Annotated in this window: 10 protein-coding genes; 9 read left to right on the top strand and 1 reads right to left on the bottom strand. The window is 61.2% G+C overall.

Features of this window, described 5'->3' with window-relative positions; translation table 11 throughout:
* The first annotated feature begins 241 nt into the window (after window positions 1-241).
* The 9 genes from ACRESJ_RS13975 to ACRESJ_RS14015 all read left to right on the top strand — a co-directional run bounded on the left by ACRESJ_RS13975 (window position 242) and on the right by ACRESJ_RS14015 (window position 9,891).
* Window positions 242-2,050: a monovalent cation:proton antiporter-2 (CPA2) family protein gene (locus ACRESJ_RS13975; RefSeq protein WP_431758415.1), complete on the top strand. Its 1,809-nt coding sequence runs from the start codon at window positions 242-244 to the stop codon at window positions 2,048-2,050.
* A 292-nt stretch (window positions 2,051-2,342) separates the two neighbouring features.
* On the top strand, window positions 2,343-3,443 hold the full coding sequence (locus ACRESJ_RS13980; protein ID WP_431758416.1) for a DNA alkylation repair protein: 1,101 nt from the start codon (window positions 2,343-2,345) through the stop codon (window positions 3,441-3,443).
* 108 nt (window positions 3,444-3,551) lie between these two features.
* Window positions 3,552-4,229, top strand: a complete 678-nt coding sequence (locus ACRESJ_RS13985; protein ID WP_431758417.1) for a thermostable hemolysin — start codon at window positions 3,552-3,554, stop codon at window positions 4,227-4,229.
* Entirely contained in the window at window positions 4,219-5,700 is a 1,482-nt protein-coding gene (locus tag ACRESJ_RS13990; protein WP_431758418.1) for an AMP-binding protein, read from the top strand. The genes ACRESJ_RS13985 and ACRESJ_RS13990 overlap by 11 nt, the downstream gene beginning before the upstream one ends.
* Complete coding sequence (locus tag ACRESJ_RS13995) at window positions 5,697-6,371, top strand: TenA family transcriptional regulator (RefSeq protein WP_431758419.1); 675 nt, start codon at window positions 5,697-5,699, stop codon at window positions 6,369-6,371. Before ACRESJ_RS13990 ends, ACRESJ_RS13995 begins: the two co-directional genes overlap by 4 nt.
* A complete protein-coding gene (locus ACRESJ_RS14000; protein WP_431758420.1) occupies window positions 6,358-7,167 on the top strand; it encodes an SDR family oxidoreductase in 810 nt (269 codons plus the stop codon). Before ACRESJ_RS13995 ends, ACRESJ_RS14000 begins: the two co-directional genes overlap by 14 nt.
* Window positions 7,164-7,808, top strand: a complete 645-nt coding sequence (locus ACRESJ_RS14005) for a tetratricopeptide repeat protein (RefSeq protein ID WP_431758421.1) — start codon at window positions 7,164-7,166, stop codon at window positions 7,806-7,808. Before ACRESJ_RS14000 ends, ACRESJ_RS14005 begins: the two co-directional genes overlap by 4 nt.
* A gap of 11 nt (window positions 7,809-7,819) precedes the next feature.
* Window positions 7,820-8,482, top strand: coding sequence for a response regulator (locus ACRESJ_RS14010; protein ID WP_431758422.1), 663 nt, complete (start codon window positions 7,820-7,822; stop codon window positions 8,480-8,482).
* On the top strand, window positions 8,479-9,891 hold the full coding sequence (locus ACRESJ_RS14015) for an ATP-binding protein (protein ID WP_431758423.1): 1,413 nt from the start codon (window positions 8,479-8,481) through the stop codon (window positions 9,889-9,891). Before ACRESJ_RS14010 ends, ACRESJ_RS14015 begins: the two co-directional genes overlap by 4 nt.
* A gap of 8 nt (window positions 9,892-9,899) precedes the next feature.
* Here ACRESJ_RS14015 and ACRESJ_RS14020 read toward each other — a convergent pair whose 3' ends face one another.
* The gene (locus ACRESJ_RS14020) at window positions 9,900-10,790 is read right to left on the bottom strand and encodes a LysR family transcriptional regulator (RefSeq protein ID WP_431758424.1); all 891 of its coding nucleotides are present in this window, start codon (window positions 10,788-10,790) and stop codon (window positions 9,900-9,902) included.
* Between the last annotated feature and the right edge of the window lie 95 nt (window positions 10,791-10,885).

The following is a 10,885-nucleotide window of genomic DNA, read 5'->3' on the forward strand; positions in this document are numbered from 1 at the left end:
CAGTTGACCTTCATCGCTTAACTGACAGGCATTAAGGCTTGCCCGCGAAGGCGCAGTGTCAGGCAGCACAGATGTCGACGCTAACGGCCCTTTCGCGGGCAAGCCTCGCTCCCACACAGTTCTGCGGCATTAAACCTGCAACGATGCGGCCGTGCAGGCAACTTCAATTCAAGGCTGACGCAGCCAGCACCAGCCTTTATCCTTGTTACCCCCGCCGTACCGAGTTAATGGAGTTTTCGCCATGCCCCATGAAGGAAGTCTGTTGCAAGCCGCCGTCGTGTTTCTGTTCGCGGCGGTGCTCACCGTTCCCCTTGCCAAGCGCCTGCAACTGGGAGCGGTGTTGGGTTATCTGTTTGCCGGGATGATGATCGGCCCGTCCGTGCTGGGCTTTGTCAGCAATCCGGAAGCCGTCGCCCACATCTCGGAATTGGGCGTGGTGTTGCTGCTGTTCATCATTGGTCTTGAATTGTCGCCACGACGGTTGTGGGTCATGCGCAAGGCGGTTTTCGGCGTGGGCCTGGCGCAGGTCCTGCTGACCGCGGCACTGCTGGGCGTACTGGCGCTGTATGTGTTCGGGCAACCGCTGAACAGCGCGATTGTCCTCGGCCTGGGCCTGGCCCTGTCGTCCACCGCGTTTGGCCTGCAAAGCCTGGCCGAACGCAAGGAACTGACCAGTCCCCACGGGCGTCTGGCGTTCGCCATCCTGCTGTTCCAGGACATCGCCGCCATCCCGCTGATCGCCATGGTGCCGCTGCTGGCCGGCAGTGAACACAACGTCAGCACCGCCGATGATGTCAACCAGGGCCTGCGCGTGCTGGTCAGTATCGCCATTGTGGTGATCGGCGGGCGCTATCTGCTGCGACCGGTGTTCCGTCTGGTGACTAAAAGCGGCTTGCCGGAAGTGTCCACCGCCACTGCGTTGCTGGTGGTGATGGGCACCGCATGGCTGATGGATCTGGCGGGAATTTCCATGGCGCTTGGCGCATTTCTGGCCGGTCTGCTGCTGGCGGACTCCGAATACCGCCACGAACTGGAATCGCAGATCGAACCGTTCAAGGGGCTGCTGCTGGGGCTGTTTTTCATGAGTGTCGGCATGGGCGCGAACCTCAGTCTGCTGCTGCGCGAACCCATTGTTGTGATGGGGCTGACGTTGCTGCTGATCGTCGTCAAGTTGCCGCTGCTGTATTTGGTGGGACGACTGGCCGGGGGCCTGAGCAAAGTCAGTGCGATTCGTCTCGGCATCGTATTGGCTGCCGGTGGTGAATTCGCCTTTGTGGTGTTCAAGATCGGCCGTGATCAAAGCCTTTTCGATCCGCGCCTGTACGATCTGCTGGTACTGGCGATCACCCTTTCGATGGCCTTGACCCCCTTGCTGATGCTGGCGTGCACACGACTGGTCAGCCCCAAGGTGCAGCCGGTGGTGGTGCCGGAGAAATTCCGTGACATCGACGCCGATGAGCCCCGCGTGGTGATTGCCGGCATGGGTCGGATGGGCCAGATCGTCGCGCGTATCCTGCGGGCGCAAAACATCAAGTTCGTCGCCCTCGACACTTCGGTGGAAACCATTGAACTGTCCCGCAGCTTTGGCGGCGTTCCGGTGTTCTACGGCGACCCGATGCGCCCGGAAATACTCAGTGCGGCCAAGGTCGGGGAAGCCGAATTCTTCGTCATCGCCACTGATGACCCGGACACCAACATCAAGACCGCTGAGCTGGTGCACAAGCTTTATCCGCACATCAAAATCATTGCCCGTGCCCGCAACCGCCAGCACGTGCATCGGCTAATGGATTTGGGAGCCCACGCGGTGCGTGAAACCTTCCATTCAAGCCTGGAAATGTGCCGTCAGACATTGATCGGGCTGGGGTTGACTCATGCCCAGGCCGATGCGCGGATCAAGCGTTTCAAGCATCACGACGAACAGGTGCTCGAAGCCCAGCACGCAGTCTACGACGACGCGGTGAAGGTCAAGCAGACGGCGCAGGAGGCACGGGCGGAACTGGCAAGGTTGTTTGAGTCCGATCAACTGGAAGAACAGGCGGGCAAGAACTGAGTTGTCTTTGCGGGCCACATCGCTAGCAGGCTAGCTCCCACAGTGTTTTTCAGTGGATCGCAGATACTGTGACCGACCAGTAATTACTGTGGGAGCTAGCCTGCTAGCGATAGGGGCTTCACGTTCAAAGAAGATGTCGAATGTGCCGCCGTCATCGCTAGCAGGCTAGCTCCCACACTGTTTTTCGATTGATCGCAGACTCTGTGAACGACCCATGAACACTATGGAAACCCGCTCGCGATGAACGATAACGCGGTGCTCTGGATAAATTACAACTACCAAGGAAGCCACAATGTCGGCTGACCAATCCTCCCCCGCCCTCAAGGAAATCTTCAACGCCGAACGCTTCCAGCACATCGCCACCGAGATGACGGCTGTTTACCCGGCATTCGACGCCAAGGCCTTCCTGAAGCTGGCCAAAAACGGCCTGGCGGATTTGTCGGTGATGCAACGCATGGCCCGCGTCAGCGAATGCCTGCATGCCGTGCTGCCGCTGGGTTACGAAGCCTCGCTGGAGGTACTGCGCGCCCTCGCCCCGCGCCTCAACAGTGGATTCGTCAGCATGTGCCTGCCGCATTACGTGGCGACTTATGGCGCTGATCGGTTCGACATTTCGATGGACGCACTCAAGTATTTCACCGCGTTCGGCTCCTCGGAGTTCGCCATTCGCCCCTTTCTGCGCAGCGATGTCGAGCGCTCGCTGAAGCTGATGCACGACTGGTCGCTGGACGACAACGAGCATGTCCGACGCCTGGCCAGCGAGGGATGCCGTCCGCGGCTGCCGTGGTCGTTTCGCCTGGAGCAGGTCCAGGCTGATCCGAATCTGGCCGCAGGGATTCTCGACAACCTCAAGGCCGACACCAGCCTGTACGTGCGCAAGTCCGTCGCCAACCACCTCAACGACATCACCAAGGATCATCCCGAGTGGGTCCTGGACCGGATCGAAGGCTGGTCGCTGGACAACCGGCACACCACCTGGATTGCCAAACACGCACTGCGCAGCCTGATCAAGCAGGGCAACCCGCGGGCGCTGGCGATCATTGGCGCAGGTGGCAAGCCCGAGGTTGAAATCACCGATATACAGGTCAACCCTCCGGTGATTGGCCTGGGGGAAAAAATCACGCTGTCGTTTGCCGTCAAATCCACGGTCGAGGGCAGTCAGCGCCTGGTGATCGACTACGCCATCGATTACGTGAAGGCCAACGGCAGCACTTCATCCAAGGTATTCAAGCTTAAGGCCCTGACGTTGCCCGGCCACGGGACCCAAACCATCGCCCGCGGCCAGCACATCAAGGAACTCACCACCCGCAGACATTACGCCGGACGGCACGCGGTGCACGTGATGGTCAATGGCGAACGACTGGCCAGCACGGCCTTTGAAATCCTCCCTTGAGACACGCTCGCCCCCAGCAATAGATTCCCCGACGTTTCGCCGCCTTCAGATTCCATTAAGAAAAGCCCTCGATACTCCTCCCGAAACTTACCCGGGAGACGCCTGCCAATGCCCCACTTTGACTGGAACATCCCCTTGCCACTGCACTTCGGTGGCGGCGAAACAGCGCCGATGAGCCTGGCCAGAGCCTTGCCCGAAGAACTTCAGCGGCCGACCTTCGAAACCTTTATCCAACAACGTTTTCGCAAAGCCCATGGTGCCGACATCCGCCATTTCATGCCGCAGCTGTTCGGCTTGAGCAATGGCGCCGGCGAACTCTGCGCGGTCGCGGGGGTGCGCCTGGCACTTGGCGAGCAGCTGTTCCTGGAGCGTTATCTGGATGAGTCGATCGATCCGTTGATCAGCGCCGCCGCCGACCACGTGGTAGATCGGGCCAGCATCGTCGAAGTGGGCAACCTGGCGGCCTGCGATACCGGCAGCGCGCGCCTGAGCATCATCGCCATGACATACCTGCTGGCCATGGGTGGGCTGGAGTGGGTGGCGTTTACCGGCAACATCGGTCTGGTGAACAGCTTTCATCGGCTCGGTTTGAAACCGGTGACCCTGTGCGCCGCCGATCCCGACCGGCTGGGCGACGATAGCATTCACTGGGGCAGTTATTACGAAAGTAAGCCCTGGGTGCATTTCGGCAACATCCGCGCCGGGTTCATACACCTGCGCAACATGGGCATGTTCAATCGCCTGGGGTTACCGGGCTCCCTTGAGGAATGCTGTCATGTCGCCTGAATCCGAGCGCTTCGAACAAACCCTGCGCAGCCACGCCGAACAAAACGCCCACGCCATCGCCTTGTGGGGCGATCAAGTGAAACTGGACTACGCCACGCTGTATGCCGAAGTGATGGACCGCCGACAGCATTTGCGCGATGAAAAGGTCAAGGTGATTGCACTGGCGCTGGACAATGGAATCGACGCGCTACTCTGGGACCTGGCCGCACTGTTCGCCGGGCTGACTTGCCTGACATTGCCGCCATTTTTCAGCGCGGCGCAACGCCAGCACTGCCTGGAGCAAAGCCAGGCTGAATGGGTGATTGCCGGCCCGGAACTCGAAAGCGAACTGCAAGCAGCGCGATACCAACGTAGCGGCGAGTACTGGCGCCGTACCTTCAGCGTCCCGACACGCTTGCCCGAAGGTTGCGCCAAACTGACGTTCACCTCCGGCACCACCGGTACGCCCAAAGGCGTGTGCCTGGGCGCCGAGAGCATTCTGCGAGTGGCGCGCGAACTGAGCCTGGCCAGCGAAACCACCCATGTGCAACACCATCTGGCCTTGCTGCCCCTGGCAGTCCTGCTGGAAAACCTGGGCTGCTATGCCGCGCTCTATGCCGGCGCGATGTTGAGCTTGCCGAGCCACGGCACCCTCGGCATACAGGGCGCCAGCGGCGTGGATGTGCCGCGCCTGCTCGGCTGTCTCGCCTCACGCGCGCCCGAGAGTCTGATCCTGGTGCCGCAGTTGTTGCTGATCCTGGTCAGCGCTGCCGAACAACGGGCTTTCGATCCCCAGGCGCTGCGCTTTGCCGCTGTAGGCGGTGCGCGGGTTGCCGGGGAACTGCTGCAACGCGCGCAACGTGTCGGCATACCGGTCTACGAAGGCTATGGGCTGTCGGAATGCGCGTCGGTGGTGTGCCTCAATCGCCCGGGCGCATGCCGCCTCGGCAGCGTCGGCCGTCCGCTGCCCCATGTTGAGGTTCGCCTGGCCGACGATGGCGAAGTGCTGATCAAGGGCTCGACCCTGCTGGGGTATCTGGGTGAAGCGCCCTTTATTGATCAGTGGTGGCCCAGCGGTGATCTTGGTGAATTCGATACCGACGGTTTTCTCTATCTGAAGGGGCGCAAGAAACATCAATTCGTCACCAGTTTCGGCCGCAACGTGAACCCGGAATGGGTCGAGGCCGAACTGACCCAGCGCAGCCAAATCGCCCAGGCATTCGTTTATGGCGAAGCCATGCCACGCAACCACGCGCTGCTTTGGCCCCATCGCCCGGACTGCACTGACCAACAGTTGGCCGCCGCCGTCGCCGAGGCCAACCAGGCCCTGCCCGATTACGCCCGGGTCCATCACTGGAGCCGCCTGGATCAACCCTTCACCCCCGCCAACGGCTTGCTGACCGCCAATGGCCGCCCACGCCGTGAAGCCATCATCGATCGGTACCGGGTACAGCTCACCGAATCCATCGCTTTCGAGGAACCCGCGTCATGAATTTTTTCGACACTTTGCAAGAAGCGACCCGTGGGGAGCGTGATGAGCTGTACAACCTGCCGGTCATTGTCGATGCCCTCCAGGGCAGGGTCAGCCTGGAAAGCTACCGGGCCTTTCTGACGCAAGCCTATTACCACGTGCGCCACACCGTTCCCCTGATGATGGCCTGTGGCGCGCGCCTGCCGTCACGCCTGGAATGGTTGCGCGAAGCGGTGTGCGAGTACATCGAGGATGAATACGGCCACGAACAATGGATACTCGATGACATCCAGGCCTGCGGCGGCGACAAGGAAGCGGTGCGCAAGGGCCGCCCGAGCTTGCCGATCGAACTGATGGTCAGCTTTCTTTACGACCAGATCGCCCGGAGCAACCCGGTTGGCCTGTTTGGCATGGTCAATGTGCTGGAAGGCACCAGCATCGCCCTGGCGACCCATGCGGCCGGCAGCATTCGAGAGCGCCTGGACTTGCCGGAAAGTGCCTTCACCTACCTCAGCTCCCACGGGGCACTGGATGTCGAGCACATGCAAACCTACCGCCGACTGATGAACACCCTTGACGATCCCGCCGACCAGGCCGCAGTCATCCATGCCTCCAGGGTGGTCTACAAACTCTACATCGACATGTTCCGTGGCTTGCCGCGGGACGGGGAGCAAACGCATGCATCTGTCTGAGGCTCGCGTCGTGCTGACCGGTGCCAGTGGCGGCATCGGCCAGGCCATCGCCACGGCGCTGTGCGCCAGTGGTGCCCATGTACTGGCAGTGGCTCGACATCGTGACCCCTTGAAGCCTTTGCTTGAACGCTACCCGCAGAACCTGAGCTGGGTCAGCGCCGACCTGACCTTGTCCGCCGATCGGCGCCAGGTGCTGGCGGCCGCCGAATCGGTCGGCGGCATCAACCTGCTGATCAATGCAGCCGGGGTCAATCACTTCGCCATGCTTGAACAGCTCCATGACGATGACATCCACGCAATGCTGGCGGTGAATATCGACGCGCCGATCTGCCTGACCAGGCTTTTGCTGCCACTGCTCAAGCAAGCCAAGAGCGCGATGGTGGTGAACGTCGGTTCAACCTACGGTTCGATCGGCTATCCCGGTTACGCCAGCTATTGCGCCACCAAGTTTGCCTTGCGCGGGTTCTCTGAAGCCTTGCGCCGGGAGTTGGCGGACACACGGGTTGGCGTGTTGTACGTCGCGCCACGCGCCACCCGAACCAGCATGAACAGCCCGGCGGCGCAGGCTTTGAATGATGCATTGAAATCGGGCGTCGACGATCCGCAGACCGTCGCGCTAGCGGTGGTCCACGCCATCGCCGGCGACCGCCGTGATTTGTACCTGGGCTGGCCGGAGCGCTTTTTCGTGCGCCTCAACAGCCTGCTGCCCAATCTGGTGGATCGCGGTTTGCGCAAGCAACTGCCGCTGGTCCGTCGCCTGAGTCAAAAACCAGACAGCGAGAACCACAAGCCATGAAAAAATTTGCCGCGTGCCTTTTGCTTGGAGCGCTGAGCCAGTGCGTCTGGGCCATGGACCCCGCCGACCAGCAACGCCTCACGGATATCCAGCAAAGCTGGGCCCACATTCAATACGAACTGCCGGCCGAACAACGCACGGCGGCTTTCGAAAAACTCGCCGCCCAGACGGACAGCTTCACTCGACAGCGCGATTCGGTCGCCGAAGCCTGGATCTGGTCCGGCATCGTCACCAGCAGTTGGGCGGGCGCCCAGGGCGGGCTTGGCGCGCTGAGCAAGGTCAAGGATGCAAAAGCCGACCTGGAAAAAGCATTGACCCTGGACCCCAAGGCCCTGCAAGGCTCGGCCTACACCAGCCTTGGGGCACTGTATGACCGTGTGCCCGGTTGGCCCATTGGCTTTGGCGACTCGGACAAAGCCGAGCAGTTGCTCAAGCTCGCCTTGCAGATGAACCCCAATGGTATCGACACCCTGTACTTCTGGGGCGATCACCTCTACCGTCAAAAACGCTACAGTGAAGCTAAAGCCGCGCTGCAAAAAGCGTTGCAAGCGGCACCGCGGCCTGGCCGTGAAAGCGCCGACACCGGGCGTCGCCGGGAGATCCAGGCGCTGCTGGTCGATGTTGACAAGAAACTCAGTTGAGGGGAGTCCACGTGCGGTTATTGCTCATCGAGGATGATGTGGCCCTGGGCGAAGGCATTCATCAGGCGCTGGGCCGGGAGGGTTACACCGTCGACTCGGTACAGGACGGCAGCAGCGCCTTGCATTCGCTGCTCAGTGAAACCTTCGATCTGGCAGTGCTCGACCTGGGCCTGCCGCGCATGGACGGACTGGAAGTGCTACGCCGTTTGCGCGATACCGGCTCCACCCTGCCGGTGCTGATACTCACTGCCCGGGACGCCACCGAAGACCGAATCGCCGGACTGGACGCCGGCGCCGACGACTACCTGATCAAACCCTTCGACCTGGCTGAACTCAAGGCACGTCTGCGGGCGCTGCTGCGACGTAGCGCCGGACGCGCCCAGGCATTGATCGAGCACGCAGGCATCAGCCTGAACCCCAGCACCCAGCAAGTGAGCTATCGGGGAACACCCGTGCCACTGACGCCCAAGGAATATCAACTGCTCCATGAACTGCTGTCGCCTCCGGGCCGCGTCATGACCCGGGATCACTTGATGCAGCTGCTCTACGGCTGGAACGAAGAGGCCGAAAGCAACACTTTGGAGGTGCACATCCACCACCTGCGCAAGAAATTCTCCACCGACCTGATCCGCACCATCCGTGGTATCGGCTACCTGGTCGAGGACCGACGATGACCTCGATCAGGCGACGCACCCTGACACTTATCATCGGCCTGATGCTCGCCGGCCTTGCGCTCATCAGCGTGCTCAACCTGCACGACAGTAACCACGAAATTGCTGAAGTCTATGATGCTCAACTGGCGCAAAACGCCCGCCTGCTACAGGGCGTGATGCGCATGCCGCTGGCCAGCGAGGAACATTCCGACCTGTATCGAGCGTTTAATCTGGCCCTGAGCGAAGCCGTGCCAAGGGTCGATGGCCATCCCTACGAAAGCAAAATTGCCTTTCAGGTCTGGAATCGCCGTGGCCAAGTGCTGGTGCACACGGCCAGCGCGCCCTCCTTTACCTCCCCGCCTTCAACCCCCGGTTTCAGCGACGTGACGGACCTGAACAACCGCCATTGGCGCGCCTTTCTACTGGAAGACAAGCAAAACGATCTACGGATTTGGGTGGGCGAGCGGGACGACGTACGCGCCGATCTGGTGGAGCGGATCGTCCGTCATACGTTATGGCCCAACGTCCTGGGCAGTCTTATTCTGGCGGCGATGGTATGGATGGCCATCGGCTGGGGGCTCAAGCCGTTGGCTGACATGGCCGCGACCCTGCGGGCACGGCACAGCGGGTCCCTGGAACCGTTGCACCTGACACCGTTGCCCAGCGAGCTCGAACCGATGCAAGCCGCACTCAATCGCATGCTCGCGCAGATTCAGGAAGTGCTCGGACGTGAGCGGCGCTTTATCGCCGATGCCGCCCATGAAATGCGCACCCCGCTGGCCGTGTTGCGCGTACATGCACAGAACCTGCTGGAGGCCGGCACCGAACAAGAGCGACGCGAGTCGCTGGAGTTCCTGATTGCCGGCGTCGACCGCACCAGTCGCCTGGTCAATCAGTTGTTGACCATGGCCCGCCTGGAACCCAAGGCGACCGCTGCGCTGCACAGCATCGACCTGGCCCAGACTGTACGCGACAGCCTGGCCCAACTCACGCCCTGGCTGCTGAGCCGGAATCTGGAGCTGGCTTTCGATGTCATCGACTCCCCCTGCAAAGTGGTCAGTGATGCCGCCGCCATAGACATCGCCATGAACAACCTGATCACCAACGCCGCGAACTTTTCGCCTGAACAGGGCGTCATCACTGTGCAGTTGAATCAGTCCGAGGGGTTCTATCACCTGAGTGTCGACGATCAGGGGCCGGGTATTGATGAAGCGGATCGTGCGCGCCTGTTCGAACGTTTCTACAGCCGCGGCAACGCCCAGGGTGCGGGCCTGGGACTGACCATCGTCAACACCATCGCCACTCGGCTGGGTGGACGAATCACCCTGGTCAATCGACCGGAAGGCGGCTTGCGCGCCATCCTGTCAATTCCCGATGGAAAACCGCTCGACGCAATGCAAAGGGTGACCCGCCAGCCGCCCAAACGTTGAACAGGGTTCTACGCGGTGCCCAGTAACAACGCTTGCTCGCGCTCACACAACTCCACCACGTAGTCCCACATCACCCGCAGCCGTACGGACTTGTGCAGCTCGCGCCGGGTGCTGATCCAGTAGCTGCGCAGGATGCTTTCATCGGGAAACAACGACACCAATCCGGGGTCGGCGCTGGCCATGTAGCACGGCAGCACGGCGATGCCCAGTCCCGCGCGCGCGGCCTGTTGTTGGGCAATGACACTGGTGCTGTGAAAGACCACCCGGGGGTTGCGGCAGAAGCTATTGAGGAACATCAGTTCCTGGCTGAACAGCAAGTCATCGACGTAACCGATCCAGGCGTGACGCCCCAAATCTTCGCGACTGGTCAAGGGTGGCGCGTGATCGAGGTAGTCCTGGCTGGCGTAGAGCGCCAGCCGATATTCCGTCAGTTTGCGCGTGACCAACATGTCAGCGGCCGGGCGTTCGAGGTGGATACTGATTTCCGCCTCGCGGTTGAGGATGCTGACGAAGCGCGGCACTGCCACCAGCTCTACTTCCAGCCCCGGATAGCGCTCGAACAATCCGTTCATGCGGCTGGCCAGGAACATGATGCCCAGCCCTTCCGTCACACCCACGCGGATCTTGCCCAGCGGCGCGGTGGATTGAGTGATTTCCTCTTGGGCCAACAGAGCGACGTTCTCCATCGCTTCAGCGTGTTTGAGCAACGCTTCACCGGCCGGGGTCATTTCGTAGCCCTGGGCGTGTTGCACGAACAGCGCCGTGCCGAGACTCTTTTCGATGGCCTCGATGTGCCGAGCCACCGTGGCGTGAGTAGTGTTCAAACGGCGGGCTGCCGTGAGCAAACGCCCGCTGCGCTGCAACTCGAGAAAAAACCGCAAGTCATTCCAGTCGAACATCGTCCATCCTTAGGTCTAATGCTGTTCAGTTAAGCTTTTGTAGGAGCGAGCTTGCTCGCGAAAAACGTTAACGATGACGCGAGCATCCTGAATGG

The organism is Pseudomonas sp. (assembly GCF_050739655.1).
Classification (GTDB): domain Bacteria; phylum Pseudomonadota; class Gammaproteobacteria; order Pseudomonadales; family Pseudomonadaceae; genus Aquipseudomonas.